The sequence below is a fragment of the Tolypothrix bouteillei VB521301 genome (genome assembly GCF_000760695.4).
Taxonomy (GTDB): Bacteria; Cyanobacteriota; Cyanobacteriia; order Cyanobacteriales; family Nostocaceae; genus Scytonema; species Scytonema bouteillei_A.
Window position 1 is genome coordinate 2,277,367 of sequence record NZ_JHEG04000001.1, and the last position, 16,851, is coordinate 2,294,217.

Below are 16,851 nucleotides of genomic sequence, written 5' to 3' on the forward strand. Positions count from 1 at the left end.
ATGCAAGCAACAGACACTAACAGCGGGCGTGCCATGTACTGGGGTACAGGTCGTCGGAAATCCGCAATCGCAAGAGTTCGTTTGGTTCCCGGTACCGGACAATTGATTGTAAATGGCAAACCTGGAGATCTTTACTTCCAGTTCAACGCCAATTACCTCGCAGTTGCTAAAGCGCCCTTAGAAACTCTAGGTTTGGAAAACGAATACGACATCCTCGTGAAAGCTGAGGGCGGTGGCTTAACCGGACAGTCGGATGCTGTTCGCTTGGGAGTTGCTCGTGCTTTGTGCCAACTCGATCCCGATAACCGTTCACCTTTGAAAAGCGAAGGGTATCTGACTCGCGACCCCAGAGCCAAAGAGCGCAAAAAGTACGGTTTGCACAAAGCTCGCAAAGCACCTCAGTACTCGAAGCGATAATGGAAGATTGGCTAATGGCTAATGGCTAATAGCTAATGGTTCGGGTTGTAGCTGGCAATTAGCAAATAGCAATTAGCTTTTTGGCAATATAATGTATATATATCAACCACGGAAGAGAAAATGGCTAAACAAGGAATTCATCCTCAGTGGTATCCTGAAGCCAAAGTTTACTGCAACGGTCAACTTGTTATGACTGTAGGCGCTGCTAAGCCAGAGTTGCACGTAGATGTTTGGTCGGGAAACCATCCTTTCTACACTGGAACTCAGAAGATTATCGACACTGAAGGTCGCGTAGAGCGCTTCATGAGAAAGTACGGCATGATGGAAGGTCAAACTACCAGCAGCAAACGCAAAAAGTAGCGGGCTGGCTTTAGCTTTTAACGACGACCCTGCGCTGGCTGGGTCGATTTGTCGTATCTAATGCTCAAGCCAATTTGCTATTTTTGAAGGAGTGACTGAACCCGTCATGGCTGAAATATATCTTCTGGAGAAACTCAAGTCAGTTGAACAAACGTTTAATGAATTGACTCGTCGTCTTGCCGATCCCGATACTGCTAAAAATCCTGATGAGTATCAAAAGATCGCTAAGGCACGCTCATCGTTAGAAGAAGTTGTAGAAACGTATGACATCTGGAAAAAAGCGCAGGAAGACTTAATAGGGGCGCGTCAGGTGTTAAAAGAAGCTCAAGGCGATCCAGAGATGCAACAAATGGCAGCTTTGGAAGTCGATGAACTCGAGCAGAAAGTAGAAGAATTAGAAAATCGTCTAAAAATATTGCTACTGCCCCGCGATCCAAATGATGACAAAAACATTATGCTGGAAATTCGTGCCGGTACTGGTGGTGATGAAGCCAGTATTTGGGCGGGAGATTTAGTACGATTGTACTCGCGCTATGCTGACAGCCAAGGTTGGCGCGTAAAAATGGTCAGTGAGTCCTTGGCTGAAATGGGCGGTTTCAAAGAAGCTATTCTAGAGATTCAGGGTGATAACGTCTACAGCAAGCTTAAATTTGAAGCTGGGGTACATCGCGTACAGCGCGTACCAGTCACGGAGGCTGGAGGACGAGTTCACACTTCTACCGCTACTGTGGCAGTTATGCCAGAGGTGGATGATGTAGAAATCCACATCGATCCCAAGGAGATTGAATTAACAACGGCTCGATCTGGCGGTGCAGGCGGACAAAACGTCAACAAGGTGGAAACAGCTGTTGATTTGTTCCACAAGCCTACTGGTATTCGTATTTTCTGTACGGAAGAACGCAGCCAGTTACAAAACAAAGAACGCGCCATGCAGATCCTCAGAGCAAAGCTGTATGAAATGAAGTTACGCGAACAGCAAGAAGCTGTCACTTCCATGCGGCGAAGCCAAGTAGGAACTGGTTCGCGTTCTGAAAAGATCCGCACGTACAACTATAAAGATAACCGTGTTACCGATCATAGATTGGGTGAAAACTACTCGCTCAATACCTTCCTAGAAGGGGAAATTGAATACGTTATTCAAGCTTGTATCTCTCAAGATCAGCAAGAGCGTTTAGCGGAATTAGCCTCTGCTACTAATTAGTGGTCTGCCTGTTGATTTTGAGAGGCAGTAGAGACTTGGTATCACCTCGATTCGGTGGGGGCAGCCTGGAAACGAGATATTATCTGAGGGGCCTCCTTGCCCCTTCATCAAACTGCTTGTAGTAGCACGGATGTTTCCAAAATATACAAGCAGTTTTTTAATGCGTTTCTAAGTACATCTTCCATATCCTTGAGATATGGATAGCAAGCGAATTCGTACTTCATGATGCGATCGAGCAAAACCCATTCCTTTAAGCTTTGACAAGCATTAACTAACTTTTCCACTTCCACTTGCCACTTTGTAAAAATCCGGTAGCTGAAGAATCCACTACAAACGCCACCTTTTTCATCCCAATAAGATATACACACTTGATGCTTTAAACAACGAATTTTTTTAATTTCTTTAACTTTGCAGCCTTGTGCCTTCAAAGCGTGTTTGGCTTCGGCATTGGAAATTTCCCATTCTTCTGGTTTAATTTTATTAGAAGCGATTAAGCTTTGACCTTTGCGGCGATATTTCTTGTGAGTCTTGTGCGATCGCTGATGCATGACGTATTTTCATCCTACAGACAAACAAACCTGTAGACCAAGTCGTTTTATCGCACCCAGTCTTTGATTGACAACTTAAGTTGTATATTTAAAACTCAGGTAGAAGTGTACTGCTAAATAATGAGGATGTCAACAGACAAATAAACTGGTTATTATGCAAATAGACTTGTAGTTACAGTTGGTTAGCCAAGCAGCAGTGAACACAGAAAGCAGACAGAAACTGGTAGAAATTATCAAGCTGGCTCGTGGTTCAATGAGCCAACGGGCGTTTGGCAAGCTTTTGGGTGTTTCTGCTACTGCTGTTCAAATGTGGGAAAAAGGCGTTAAGGTACCAGACACAGAAAATTTAGCTCAAATTGCAGCGAGAGCAGGATATACGCTAGAAGAACTTCTTTGCTGTTTGGAAGGGAAATCAGTCACAGAAACTTCTGATGTCAACTTAATTCTCAGACAAATTAATCACATGCCTCTGACCCAAGTCGCTCAGATCGTGCAAGCTGGGGCGGCGCGATTGGCTGCGGCGGCTGAGGCTTTAAGCGATTGACCTAAGGCTAGTTGAGCAATTTAAACCTCTGCAGGATTGACAAAAGCGGGGTAAGAAGTAATAAATACTTTCAACGAATAGTGCTGTCACTTTTGATGACATAAAAGCAAAACTTGGGTTAAAACAGAATGAAACTATTTTTCTGTCATCAAAAGATGACTGTAGCTATCCCCTTTCTCATTTTTTGAGTGTTGGGGCTAAATAGCATATGGTTCTCATCATCTTGGTGGATTCAAGATAGAACAAAATCTGTGTATAAGGTGCACCTATGTCATTACGTAAAGAACCATTGGATTGGCAATTAGATGCTAGCGAAACTTACCTACCATTTCACTATAAAGGCTCCCTTGCAGGACTCTTAAAACAAGAATTTGCTGACGAAGTGTTAAAGGTTTTAAATGAAGATGAAATTTTAAAAAAAGCTCTAAAAATAGCTTGTGCTGAATTAATCAAACAGTCGGGTGGTGAACTCAGCCAAGTAAAAGACTTAATGAAAAAATACATAAAAATGAGCGAACGTCCCAAACATGGAACGAGAGCGATCGCAACTTTACTTGGCGAGAGACAACTAGAACTTGATTTGAACAATCAAGAGTTTGTTAAATTCTGCGATACTTTTAAGTTATCGCCTGTAGAACTGAATAGTATTTACGCTGGAGAACCAGTAGATGATAGTTTATTAGCACCGCTCTCTAGAATTTTAGGTATATCGAAAACCGAGCTGTGTACCATTCGAGATGGTTGCGAACGGGAAAAGGTTAGTGGTTAGTGGTTGGTGGTTAGTCGTTAGTTGTTTCACTAACGACTAACGACTAACCCTTATCTTCTTGGTGTAGCATCACCAAATTTAATCAAAAGAGCAATAACAAGACTCACAACCAAAATAATTGTCGTACTTAAAGCAGAACCAAATCCCCAATTTTGAGTGGGACCGAGGAACTGATTGTAGACTAGCCGTGCTGCTGTCATGCTAGAAGCTCCGCCCAGTAATTCTGGATTGATGAAATCACCGAATGCAGTGATAAATACGAGAAAAGAACTCGCAGCAATTCCAGTTAAAGTTTGAGGAACTGTGATTTTCAAAAAGGTTTGTATGGGATTTGCTCCTAAATCGGCGGCTGCTTCTAATAAACGTTTATCTAATTTTTCTAGGGCTGCATATAAAATTAAAACCATGTAGGGTAATAAGCTATAGCTCATACCAATTAGCACTGCAGGATTGCGGTTAAGTATATCTATAGTGGGTAAACCTATAGTACTCAGTATGCTGTTGAGTAATCCAGTGGGACGGAGAATTGTAATCCAAGCATAAGAGCGAAGCAGGGAAGAAGTCCATAAAGGTAAAACAAAACCAATGAGCAGCAAGTTGCGCCAGCGAGACGGTGCGATCTGAGCAATCCAATACGCAACAGGAAAACCAAAGATCAAACAAATAATTGTGGACTTTATAGCCAAATCAAGCGATCGCACCATAACTTGCAGGTACAGGGGATCGAGTATTCGGATGTAGTTGTAGAGATTTCGAGGGTTGACTATTTCTCCAGGTCTGATATTTGGTACTAAACTTAACTCAAAAATAATAAGTGTTGGCAGTACTAACAAAAGCAACAACCAAAGTCCAGATGGTGCAAGCAGTATCAATGGTTGTAGGAAGTCCAACCAAGGACGACGAAATTTTGGGGCTTTGGCAATTTGATTTGAGGTTTGAGTGGTCACAAGCCGATCGACAATTTTTCACGAACTTATTTAGTTTAGTCTGGAAGTCAGAAAATAGAGCTACTTGCAGTGCAAGGAAAAGATCCGATAGCTCACCCACCGTGTAAGGTAATCCAACTTTCATTAAAAATTAATTCATAAATACGATTGTGAACTTTTAAGCAACCCCGTTGCTTGATCGCTAGCCCTGACAAGATTAATTCCTTTTCCTCCGGGCTGTCCACTGAAGCAACCGTTCCAGAGTGTAGAATTTGTCGATAAAGTGCTAGAAGGCGCAGAGTGTTTTGCTTGCTGTTAAGAATGCGATCGCGAATTGTTCTTAAATGTTCTGGTTCATCCTGAGATTCCCAATTCTCTATCACCTGAGTTCGCACCAAAGTTTCTATCCATTGCGCTTCTTGATTGGTGGGAACGCAAGAGCAAGAAGAACGGATCAGATGACAAATCTTTTGCGTGAGGAAAGGTTGACCGTTTGTCCATGCTAGCAATTCTTTTAAAAGAACTTGCGGATTGCTAACTTTCTCCGCAAGTCCTTGTAATAAAGGTTGGGCTTCATGCTCCTGAAAACCATTGAGTTGAATTGCTTGACCAATATTAAAGGGGGTTCGTTGGGGATCGCTCAGCAAATCAGAGGGAGTTGCAACTCCAAATAAAGCAAAGGTTAATCTTTTATACTTGGCATTAATGCTGCGTTGGTTGTAGCAAAAGCGAATTAGAGCAAAAAAGTCATTGACTGGAAAATTTAAACCCAAAACAGTATCAATTTCATCTATAAAAATAAAAATATGCTTGCTTTGAACTTGAGATAATACGATCTCCTCTATAAACCGACTCAAGCACTGAAAGGGTGACAAATCCTGTTGCTCTTTCCACCAAGCTTTTAAATTTACTTTTCCCATCAAATCAAAATTTTGCCACAACTCCACCGCCAATCCCTTGTACCATTGAACTGGAGTGACTTCTTCTACGCCAAGTCGAGTAATGTCAATTGCCGCACAAGCAAAACCTTCAGTTTGCAAGCGGTTCAGCATGCGTACCATAAGGCTTGACTTACCCATTTGCCGGGTGTTCAGTATGTAACAAAACTCTCCACGTTTTAACGCTTTATAAAGATAGCGATCTGAAGAACGTACCACATAAGTGGGAGCATCCATTGGCAAACTACCGCCAACTTGATAATCAAAACCTGAGGTATCCTCCGTACTTCTTAATAAAGCATTTTCAAATTCAAGTTCAGCTTGAGTAGCTTTCAAAATTTCCAATGTTTGAGAAAGTTCTCTTGTGCGCTCTTCCACTTTTTGTTCTAAAGTCCGATTAGACTCTGCTAAGGCATCTTTAGCCTTTTGCAAAGCGATATTATTCAGCGCAAGTTCTTGAGTAAATCGAGATCGTTCTGCTTCTGCTTGTTGGCGTTGGGTGATGTCAGTGAAGGCAGCAATAGCATAAACAACTTCACCTTTTTCGTTATAAATTGGAGTTGCGGCTACTTCTAGAGGAATAATGTTATCTAATTGACGAATTTCAAGATCGTCAACAGTTGTGGTTTCACCGTTGAGCGCTCGAATAATGGGCTGTTGTTCTGTGGGGTATAGTTGTTCGGTTCCAGCAAGGTAAGCGTTGTATATTTGAGGTAGTTGAGGTGTTTTGGTTGTAACTTCAACTCCTTTCCCCAAAATTCTTTGGGCAGTTTGATTGGCGTAGTAAGGCTGTCCGGTGGCATCAATCACAAATATACCGACCGCGACAGCTTCTAAAAATTGAGCTAGCCTCCCCTCACTTTCACGCAAGGCAACTTCTACTCGCTGACGTTCTACAACTTCGGCTTGCAGGCGAGTTAATAGTTCTGCTTGGGCTTTTTGTGCGAACATTTCTTGTTCTCGCGCTGCTTTCATCCTCTGTACGTGTTGTAGAGTTTTGTTGGTAGTAATTTCTAAATCTTGAAAATTAATTGGCTTTGTCAGGAAGTCAAAAGCCCCTCGGTTCATCGCGGTTCTGATTTTTTCAAGATCCCCATAGGCGGAGATAATAACTGCTTTGACGAGTGGGTACAACTCGCTTAGTTTAGTCAGCAAAGCAAGACCGTCCATTTCTGGCATATAGATATCGGTTAAGACAATATCTATATCTTGTTCTGCTTCCAGTTTTTCTAGTGCTTGCAAACCATTTTGGGCAAAAAATAATTGAAAATTTTTTTCTCGAATTTTTTTTCTAAATACCTGACGAAGTAGGAGTTCTAAATCGGGTTCGTCATCCACAACTAATATTTTTGCTGTCATAATTTTTTCCCAATTGGGATGTTTTATAAACTCAAGATTTTTTCCTTAAGTTTGTTAAATTCAATTGGTTTTGTAATGTAATCATCTGCGCCCAATTTTTTTGCTGCTCGATAATTCTTGTCATCATCATAAGCAGTAATTATAAATACTTTTAGATCGGGAAATCTTTCTTTTATAATTTTGAGTAGTTCTAACCCATTCATTCCAGGCATATTAATATCTGCTAGAACTAGAGATAGACATTTAGTACGATTATTTTGTAATTGCTCTAGTGCTTCTTCTCCTGAGAAAGCAAAATAGAAGGTAATTTGGTTTTGTCTGCTTTCCCTCCTAAATTTTTGCTGAAATAGCAGTTTTACATCTTGTTCGTCGTCTACAATCATTATTTTCATCTATGACTTAAATCATTGACTAAATGAGCAAAATATGTAGAGATTAAAAACTAAGTTTCCTAAACTCTCTTACATTATTTTATGGGGAAACAAAGATTCTGGTCTGCAAAGATCGGGCTAGTGCCAATCTCTTCATAGAAAATGTATAAAAATGCTAAATTATTTGTAAAAAATTTTAAGTAGTGTGGGTATCGGTCATCCTACAAGGTTTTTGGAGGGCTTTATCCATCGTACTTAATTTATCGGTTCTTAGAATAACTTTTAGGTAATACAATAATAAATTTAGTAAAATTATTAACTTCGGATTCTACTTTAATGACCCCTTGATGCTGCTGAACGATAATATCGTGAGCGATAGATAAACCGAGTCCAGTTCCTTCTCCAGGTGGCTTGGTGGTGAAAAAGGGATGAAAGATTCGATCTTGCATTTCTCGGGGAATCCCATCTCCATTATCCTTAATAGTGATTTCAATCACGTCTTCCAAGTCTTGGGTTTTGACGGAAAGGGTAGGGGAAAATGTTTCTCGATCGCTCCTCGATCGTGTTTGAAAGCGTATTGCTTTTTTATGCACTGCGTAACCAGCGTTATTAATTATATTTATCAAAGCACGGCTGATGTTCTGCGGTACTATGTTTAAACGATCGATATTATTATCATAATCAGTCTCAACAGTCATGTAAAAAGATGAATCTTTGGCACGCATTCCGTGATACGCCAAGTTAATTGCTTCTCCTAGCAAAGTGTTCGCATGAGCCATCTGTCGCTCGTCTCCAGTTTGACTGCGAGAGTGCATCAACATTCCACGCACGATATTATCCGCTCTTTTGCCATGCTCGTTAATTTTTTGAGCATTTTGGCTGAGGTCACTTAAAATCTCTTCAATATATTCTTTACTGTCTGGCTCTAATTGGTCTTTTTGCCTTTCAATTTCTGCTAGCAATTCTTGTGTTAACTCTATAGAAAGTTCGGCAAAGTTATTAACAAAGTTTAAAGGATTTTTGATTTCATGAGCAATTCCTGCTGTTAGAGTTCCCAAAGATGCTAATTTCTCTTGAGCAATAATTTGCGCTTGTGTAGCTTTTAATTTTTCCAGTATGCTTGCCAATTCCTGATTTTTTTCTTGTAATTCATGAGTCCTCACTTCTACTTTTTGTTCCAAGGTTCGACTGTAATCTTCTAACTGTTCGTACAAACGAGAATTTTCAATCGAGATAGCTGCTTGGGCAGAAAGAATTTTGAGAATTTCGACACGATCGCTTGTAAAGGCTCCTGTTGTCAGGTTATTTTCCAGATAGAGAATACCATTAAGTTTGCCTTGATAAAGTAGGGGAGTACAAAGAATAGACTTGGGTTGAGTGGCAATCATGTAGCGATCGCGAATAAATTGTCCTCCGTTTGACGCATCATTTAAAATTACGTTTTCTTGAGTGCGAGCAACGTAGTTAATAATCGCAGATGATAACAAGGGAATCTGGCTGTTAGAGTCTACAGAGTCTACAGGAATAGATCTAAGTACAGTCACCTCATCATCATTAACTACCCCCTCAGCTTCAATCAACCAATTACCCTCTTTATCTAGAATTAAGAACCCTTTTTCCGCACCCGCATTTTCAAGAACGGTTTTCATCAAGTTTTGTAGCAATTTACTCAGAACGATTTCGCCCGAAATAGTTTGCGATGCTTTCAAAACAGTGGCTAAATCTAGCACCTCACTAGAAGCTGAAGTACTAGTTGTAGTAGTATTTATCCGAGAGGTTTTGCTGCCAAGTGATGTTGAAACAAGCAATTGAGGGTATTTTTCTTCTAAATCTTCTACTTTACGCTTTGCGCCCCAAAGCTGATAGCCTTGGTAGGCTTTTCTCATATAGAGTTGGGCAAATTCCGCTTTTCCTCGTTCCAACCAAAACTTAGCAGCTAATTCATTCGACAAAGCTTCATTTTGAGTAAATTCGTTTTTTCTTGCAGATTCAATCGCTTGGTCGTATAAATCCATTGCTTGGTGCCACTGACCCGAGAGCCGAGACATTTCCGCAGCCACTAAAATATATTTATGTAAGAAATTCTCCGGACAATTATCAGCCCATTGTTTCATATATTGCTGGTTTATTTCCAGTTGATGCCAGTATTTATTCCGTTCACCTATAGAAGCCTGAGGATACAGAAAAGCTAGGTTTAAGGAGTAGTAAAAATTATGCTCGGCTATTGCGATAGTTCCGGGAATATAATCAACCAATTTTCCTGCTTGTTCTAGATATGTCAAATCAATTGGTCTACCATATAGATAAAGGATTTGAGTCTTCAAAATATAATAAAAGCAGATGGCTGCAAGAGTTTCTCTTTGAGCATCTTCTAAAAAACATTTTTCACTGGTATCTTTTATATCAAAACAAAATTTGTCTTGGGTAAGCCCCATCAAATTTTCCATAAATATTGTGGCACCCAATATACAATTAATTGCCCACTGATTCTGAGTTTCTTGACTAAACTGTAAACTGCGCGAAGCTTCCTTCTGAAGGGAGTTTAAACTTTTACCTTGACAGATAAGATTGTATAAGTTGTATGTCATGGTGTATCCAACCAATTGGAACTCACCAACTTGCAACCCTGCTTCAGCTCCTTCATTATTAACTCTCTCAGAAAATTTGATGTGCTTGAGCCAGTGCATAGTGAAACTGCCATGAACTTGTGTAACTGCGCTCTTGCAAGACCAATCCCTATACTTATCAGAGAGTTTCATCCCAAGAGAGCTGTATTCATAACCCGAGTGATAATCGTGTAAAACATGGGTATTAACTACTCCAAAGAAGCTATAACCCATGGAAGATTTTTCCATGTGTCCGTATTTAATATTGAGATTAACCAGTTTCGCTGCAACAAGATACATCAGCATTGGATCTAAAATCCAAGCAGCAGGAAAGATGCGAGTCAGTATTTTTAAAGCAGATCTTTTTTCCGGGATCTCCATTTCCGGATTGTTAAATAATACAGAGATATCACGCTCGCCTAAATTTTTTCGATATTCTACAAGCTCCGTCTCAAAAGCTGCTTGCAAATTCTGTGTTGGTAGGTCAATTCCCAAAGATTTTAAGGCAATTCGTCCTGTCTCTATTGCCTTACTGTATTCCCCTAATAGGGTACACTGAATAATGCGAAGAAAGTAATATTCCGTGCGATCGAGAGGTGTTTTCGCTTGCTGAATAGCTGTGTCAAGCAAAGATTGAGATTTCTCAAAGTTCCCATTGAGATACTCAACTTCTGCAAGTTCCTTGTACAGATCTAGTGCCATTTCATAGCGATCGTTCCAAATATTGCCCGGAAATTCATTTGCCGCTAAAAGTAAGTATTCTCTAGAAGCAGTATAAGCAGTTGCCTCTTTAGCTTTTTTCCCTGCATGTAAATTGAATTCTGCTAGAGATTCCTTTTCAGCCAAGTTTTCTATCAATTCTCGTCCTTTATTCAGATGATCGACCAAAGTAAAAACTTTTCCTTCTCGCTCTGCTTCACTCATGTTAGCTAGCAAAAGTTTACCGATTTGAAGGTGAACTGCCTTCTTCAGATCGCCATCAATCAGCGCATAAGCCGCCTGCTGCACCCTGTCGTGCAGAAACTTATAATGTTGAATAACGAGTTCCGCTTCAATTGGTATGTCTGAGGTCGTTTCTAGCTCTGAGATAGGCTGAATTAAACCTAATTGGATTGCTGACAGAAGAGATTTGTAAGTTTCGGCAGGTGATTTTTCGTAAATAATTGAGAGTGTTGTGAGGTCGAAACTGTTTCCAACACAAGCTGCTAAACGTAATGCTTTCTGGGTTAATTTTGAGAGTTTCCTCAGCTTGCCGAGCATTAAATCTACCACATTTTCTGTAATGCCTAAAGATTCAATTTGAGAAATATTCCAATACCAGCACTTTTGCTGTCGCTCGAAAGTCAGAAGGCTTTCCTGATATATTGTTTTGAGGAACTCATTAATAAAGAAGGGATTTCCTGAAGTCTTGCGATAGACTAGTTCTGCTAGCGGTTTTACTATTTCTCGATCGCTATGGAGCGTGTCGGCAATCATTTGAGTGATTTCCTCTAGCTTTAAGGGGTTCAGAATAATAGTGTTCACAATTGCCCCTTGCTGTTTCAATCGCTCAATAACTAACATTGTCGGATGATTGGCACTGACTTCGTTATCACGATAAGCACCAAGCAATAGCAAATATCCCAAACAGTTATCGGTCATCATCAGCTCGATAAGCTTGAGACTCGCAGAGTCTGCCCATTGTAAGTCGTCTAGGAAAATCACTAATGGATGCGATCGCTGACAAAAAACCCGGATAAAATTCTGAAAGACTGCATTGAAGCGGTTTTGAGCCTCAGTTGGTTCCAATGGTTGTACGGGAGGCTGTGGTCCAACTATTTGTTCTACCTCAGAAATGACTTCAACAATCACTTGACCGTTAACGCCAAAAGCAGCGAGGAGTTTTTCCCGCCACCTAGCCAGTTGAGCTTCACTTTCAGTTAATAACTGTCGCACTAGAGACTTGAAGGCTGAAACAACTGCGGAATAAGGGATATTGCGCTGAAACTGGTCGAACTTCCCAGATATAAAGTAGCCGCGTTGCTCGGTAATCGGTTTGTAGAGTTCTTGGACTAGTACTGATTTCCCAATTCCAGAATAACCCCCAACTAACACCATTTCACTTTGCTTTCTACCTGTTCTTTGGAATGCCTGTTCCTCAAGTGAATTGGATTCGGCAACATGCTTGTATCTTGAGAGTAAGGTTGCTATTTCAGTGTCTCGACCATAAAGTTTTTGGGAAATTTTGAATCTGTCTGAAATGTCGTAACGAGCAATTGGGAACTCTGAAATTTGCCCAGTTTGCTGTAACTGTATCAGACACTCTTCTAAATCTGCTTTAAGCCCCAACGCACTCTGATACCTCTCCTCAGAAGTTTTGGCTAGTAACTTCATGACAATATTGGAAAGAGTTCGGGGAATTTTTGAATCGACTTCATGGGGAGGAGCAGCTTGCTTGGCGATATGACAATGAATCAACTCTAGAGGATCGTTAGTTTCAAAAGGCAGCCTTTGAGTGAGTATCTTGTAAAAAGTTGCACCCAGTGAGTAAAAATCAGTACTGTAATCGAGCACCCGATTCATTCTACCCGTTTGTTCGGGCGACAGATAAGCTAATGTTCCTTCCAAGACGTTCGGATTTTTTATTGTTGGATTTTCACGGGTAAATACTGTGGATATCCCGAAGTCTATAATCTTCAGTTGTCCGGTTTCTAGGTTAAGAATGATATTAGAAGGATTGATATCTTTGTGAATGATATTAGCAGCATGAATTTGGCTGAGTGTCTCCGCAATCTGAATGGCAATGACGAGAAAGCCTGGAAGTGTAAACTTTTTGGATTGCATCACAAGGTCTAACGATTTGCCCCCAAAATCCTCTAAAATCATTGCCAGCGTGTTTTTATAAGGCAGTAAATTGTAGGCTTTAATCACCCCATCAATTTTTAGAGAACGGGTAATTTCGTACTCCTGCTTGTACCGAGTGAGTTCTGAGGGAGTCGGATAATCTTCCTTGAGAATTTTGAGAATAACGGGTTGAGTGATGGAGTTACAAACAGATCGATAGACTAATGAATTAGCACTTTCGTAAATTTTGGAGATAATTTGGTAGTCGGCAATAGCACTCATTTTTATTATTTTTTCAAAGGATGCACTTTTGATGCTCGACTCAAGTAACGGGTCTGTCGTATTTTATCTTCCTAATTTCTCAAGAAGTAATTAATAATATATTATATCAAATTGTAGTCTCATACACTACATGAAGCAAGTCATCTTCAGATGTATTTGCCCTACCTGCTAAATTCCTGCGAAGTGTGAAGATCTCTTTCTAATTAAGTCGTATCATAATTAAGATAAATACCCATCCGTTTTAAGAAGGCATGGGTTTCTAAGAGCTAATTCATAAAATAAACATTAAGACTCTGTATGTTAATCAATAGGGTCGAGTATTAGTCTAAATTGTAGAATCGAACTGGATTATCCCAAAGAATCTTTTGTACAACTTTTTTAGAAAGTTGATTTTGAAGTGCTACGACTTCTGCAACCACTTTTGGATGATGATCCATGTGGGGGTAGTCTGACCCAAAGATTAAGTTATCTGAACCAAGATATTCGAGAATCTGACTCAGATAAGGTTCTGAAGGCTCCATAGAGATAAAGCATTGACGGCGAAAGTACTCCGAGGGCTTCATTTTTACGTTGTCTGCAACTTCCCAACGAAGATCTTCGTACTCGCGATCGAGCCGCCACAACCAGTAAGGAAGCCAGCCACATCCAGACTCAAGAAATCCAACTCTAAGCTTGGGATGACGTTCTAATACCCCCCCTTCAATCAGCGATAGCAACGCCATCATTTGTTCCATCGGATGAGAGCAAGCATGTAGCGCAAAGCGAGTGTTGAAGCGATCTGCTCCTGCGCTAGGTAAGCGACTGTGAGTGGACTCATGAAGGCTCACAGCAATCCCTAATTCCTCGCACTTTGTCCAAAACGGTTCGTAAGCGCAGTCGCTCAGAACTCTCCGTTTGACAGGATTGGGGCGTAAAAAAACTGATTTCCAGCCAAACTCTGCTATTCTCTGCAATTCCAGCACCATTTCTTCTGGTGCGTGTAAATTGACAACACCTACACCTCGAAGAATTCGTGGATTGTAGCTACAGAAATCACGAAGCCAATTATTGTAAGCACGGACAAATGCACCAGCTAGTTGTGGTGCGATCGTGTCCACAGCAACGATCCATGAGAAGTAAGTCGGATAAATAAACGATATATCAACCCCCATCTGCTGCATAGCTCGCACGTGAGACTCAGCATCAAAGTTGTTCAGCCAAGATAGGGGATACGCTTGAGTCACTTGTTTGGCACCTTCTTGATGGAGCCGATTCGAGTATTTGTTGACAATCTTTTCGCCTGCAAGCGTTAGTTCTGGAGACAGCGCAAAGCTCTTAAACGCGGGTTCGAGGTAATCTTGCCACATGTGGTGCGGCTCATAGACGTGGGAATCTGCATCAATAATTCGATATCCTTCAAGCATGGCGGGGCTGACTAATAAGTAAAGTTACATCCACATGGGTATTGGATTCAGGCACTCTTCTGGTGTCGGTTCTTTCAACCAACCCAATTCTACTGGAACATCATAAAGTCGTCCCGGAGCCAAGCGCTTCCAGAAGTGGCGCATTCCTGGAATTATAACTTTAACAACTTTCAGCCCGATATCAGGACGGGTTTGGTCGAGAACTAGCATTTCCATGCCACGTTGTTCTATAATTTGCTGACAGAGTTTAATATCATCAAGAAAGTTATCGTTTTCTATGTAAGAGTAGTCAAAAGACTTTTTGACAGCAGCATTTTTATCTGGAATTAAATAAGGCTGATTTTCCAGCGTCGCTGTTTTCCACCAATCGAGAACGGGTGGCTCAGCAGAGGTAGCATATTGAGTTATGCCATTGGCATCAGCAGTTAAGACAGCAGGAAGAATTTGGTTCATTTCCGTCAGTGCTCTTTGAACGGCGAGTTTTGGATCGAAGTGAGCACCAAAACCCAATATGATGTCTTTAACCTGGCACTTACTTTTATAACTGATTGCGGCAAAGGCTGGAATATTTAAGTCGCTGGTTATATCAAGAACCCAAAATTCGCGATCGAGGGATTGGTAATAACTTCTTAAGGCTTGAAAATACGGCTCCTCAAAACTCTCTAAATCTACTGCCGCTCTTTGAGTACGATTGTACCACCACAAAGCAACACTATCTCGCTCTACCAATTCCATGAAACCTTGTACGATCGCTTCTTCTAAAGTATTGCCTGCTGCACACCCATTAGTGTCTGCCCAACAGTCTGGCTGAGAAGACATGGGATAGCCAAAATAACAATAAGCGGTTGGCAGATACTTAAAGTCTCGGTAAGTTAATGACCAAACAGGTGTCCATTCAATTTCTCTTTCTTCATCAAACGGTTCGGGAACCCTCTGAAAAAAACTGCCACAATGAGCGTTCCACACCGAGCGTTCATCATATTGAGCTTGGCTGAAGTTCATGCAAGTATTGGGATGGATAGCCTTGTTGTTCATTTTTCGGTAACTGCTCTTAACTCTGATTTCCTCCCCCTGAAAAACGCCAGAGTACCTTTCAATAGCTTCGCAAAAACCACTTGCTCTTGCTTGAGCGTCTGTTCTCCCTTTTCCTGCACTTCTACCTCCAATATTCTTCTCTAAAACACTTAAGTCATCAAACACTGAGGCAAAATGATGCTTGGCAAAATAGGTATGAGTTAAACCCCTAGCATCGAAAGAGAGTTTGCCCAGGTCTCGCACTACTCCTGTAATGGGGCTTATATGGTATCGATACCGTTCCAAGGTTGCTTCTGGCGAAACGCAACGATGTCCGCCATCAGCCGTAAAGGTTTTTTTCCTGTTTCCAAGTATCAAAGGTAAGGGGCTCAAATATTGCTGTTTGAGAATGCCACAGCTATGACACTGAGGACGTTTGATGAGAAAATGGCTCTGTGTTTCTAGTGTAAGAGTATCGTGGGTCACTAATATCCCTTCAAGGCGCTTGTTTTCTGCTTTTACGATCCACTGAAGGATTTGAGTTGCTGCCATTGTTATGGCAGTTTTTAGTGTTGTGGGTAAGTCAGCCAGTGGTGGCGTTAAAGGTGATGAAACACGATCGCGTCTTTGGATAAATCCTTCAACTGGGCGGTTACCTTGCAAACGTTGGGACAGGCATTCCCAACAACCTGTTTTTTCAGGATGAAATATCGGTCCAATCCAGATAACAGTTCCGATTGGTTTAATCGACATCCAAGGACGCGATCGCGCCAAGTTTTTTTGGTTAATTTCGACCAATTCCGGTCGCAAGTAGTCGTCGGTTAAGACAACTTCAAAATCTCCTTCTTTGACAACTTGAATTTGCAGTGACTCGAGAGTAGCAATTAATTCCGATACGGACAGATTTCCCAATGCTTTGACAGTCACTGTAGTTGCTTGTAATCTGCGGCTGACATCTTCAGTTTTGACTTTTAAATGCTCGCAAAATACGGCTATATTTGAAGGTAAAACCTCTTGATGTTCCATGAGATAACCCTTCTGCTCCAATTCCATCAGTGCGTAATAGATGTAGGGCACCGGGAGCTTATCTTGGAGTTGTTGAACAATTTCATCAACAGTTCGACTTCCATCAAGCAAGGGACATAACAATTGATAGAGGCTATCTTGAAGCACAATTGTGTCTCTTTCAGATATGAGGAAGACTCCTTCTGTCTCAACTATTTCGATACGAAAGCAAGTCTTAAACTTCGGTTTTCTAAACATTTTGCCTGATAATTTTTACCTCGTTGT

At 41.0% G+C, this 16,851-nt stretch carries 12 protein-coding genes; 5 read left to right on the forward strand and 7 right to left on the reverse strand.

Annotation, left to right across the window (positions count from 1 at the left end; genetic code table 11):
- The 3 genes from rpsI to prfA all read left to right on the forward strand — a co-directional run bounded on the left by rpsI (nucleotide 1) and on the right by prfA (nucleotide 1,978).
- A complete protein-coding gene (gene rpsI / locus HC643_RS09250) occupies nucleotides 1-417 on the forward strand; it encodes a 30S ribosomal protein S9 (protein ID WP_038080715.1) in 417 nt (138 codons plus the stop codon).
- A gap of 120 nt (nucleotides 418-537) precedes the next feature.
- Nucleotides 538-777 (forward strand): 50S ribosomal protein L31, encoded by a 240-nt coding sequence (gene rpmE, locus HC643_RS09255; protein WP_038080717.1) that lies wholly within the window; start codon nucleotides 538-540, stop codon nucleotides 775-777.
- A 106-nt stretch (nucleotides 778-883) separates the two neighbouring features.
- Nucleotides 884-1,978, forward strand: a complete 1,095-nt coding sequence (gene prfA, locus HC643_RS09260; protein WP_038080718.1) for a peptide chain release factor 1 — start codon at nucleotides 884-886, stop codon at nucleotides 1,976-1,978.
- A gap of 107 nt (nucleotides 1,979-2,085) precedes the next feature.
- Here the strand turns inward: prfA and HC643_RS09265 are convergent, their stop codons facing one another.
- A complete protein-coding gene (locus HC643_RS09265; RefSeq protein WP_038080719.1) occupies nucleotides 2,086-2,526 on the reverse strand; it encodes a hypothetical protein in 441 nt (146 codons plus the stop codon).
- Nucleotides 2,527-2,722: 196 nt separating this feature from the next.
- Between HC643_RS09265 and HC643_RS09270 the strand changes: the two genes are divergently transcribed.
- Both HC643_RS09270 and HC643_RS09275 read left to right on the forward strand, forming a co-directional pair.
- Complete coding sequence (locus tag HC643_RS09270; protein WP_038080873.1) at nucleotides 2,723-3,070, forward strand: helix-turn-helix domain-containing protein; 348 nt, start codon at nucleotides 2,723-2,725, stop codon at nucleotides 3,068-3,070.
- A 268-nt stretch (nucleotides 3,071-3,338) separates the two neighbouring features.
- The gene (locus tag HC643_RS09275; protein ID WP_038080720.1) at nucleotides 3,339-3,839 is read left to right on the forward strand and encodes a hypothetical protein; all 501 of its coding nucleotides are present in this window, start codon (nucleotides 3,339-3,341) and stop codon (nucleotides 3,837-3,839) included.
- Nucleotides 3,840-3,889: 50 nt separating this feature from the next.
- On the opposite strand, the gene HC643_RS09280 is transcribed toward HC643_RS09275, so the two are convergent.
- The 6 genes from HC643_RS09280 to HC643_RS09305 form a co-directional block, all read right to left on the reverse strand.
- Nucleotides 3,890-4,762 carry an ABC transporter permease gene (locus HC643_RS09280; RefSeq protein WP_408019871.1) on the reverse strand — a complete coding sequence of 291 codons (873 nt, stop codon included), beginning with the start codon at nucleotides 4,760-4,762 and terminating at the stop codon, nucleotides 3,890-3,892.
- 116 nt (nucleotides 4,763-4,878) lie between these two features.
- The gene (locus tag HC643_RS09285) at nucleotides 4,879-7,062 is read right to left on the reverse strand and encodes an AAA-like domain-containing protein (protein WP_038080723.1); all 2,184 of its coding nucleotides are present in this window, start codon (nucleotides 7,060-7,062) and stop codon (nucleotides 4,879-4,881) included.
- 23 nt (nucleotides 7,063-7,085) lie between these two features.
- Complete coding sequence (locus HC643_RS09290) at nucleotides 7,086-7,445, reverse strand: response regulator (RefSeq protein WP_202048707.1); 360 nt, start codon at nucleotides 7,443-7,445, stop codon at nucleotides 7,086-7,088.
- A gap of 248 nt (nucleotides 7,446-7,693) precedes the next feature.
- A complete protein-coding gene (locus tag HC643_RS09295) occupies nucleotides 7,694-13,144 on the reverse strand; it encodes a trifunctional serine/threonine-protein kinase/ATP-binding protein/sensor histidine kinase (protein WP_038080727.1) in 5,451 nt (1,816 codons plus the stop codon).
- A gap of 320 nt (nucleotides 13,145-13,464) precedes the next feature.
- A complete protein-coding gene (locus HC643_RS09300; RefSeq protein ID WP_050046245.1) occupies nucleotides 13,465-14,547 on the reverse strand; it encodes an amidohydrolase family protein in 1,083 nt (360 codons plus the stop codon).
- A 24-nt stretch (nucleotides 14,548-14,571) separates the two neighbouring features.
- A complete protein-coding gene (locus HC643_RS09305; protein ID WP_038080729.1) occupies nucleotides 14,572-16,824 on the reverse strand; it encodes a TOMM precursor leader peptide-binding protein in 2,253 nt (750 codons plus the stop codon).
- Between the last annotated feature and the right edge of the window lie 27 nt (nucleotides 16,825-16,851).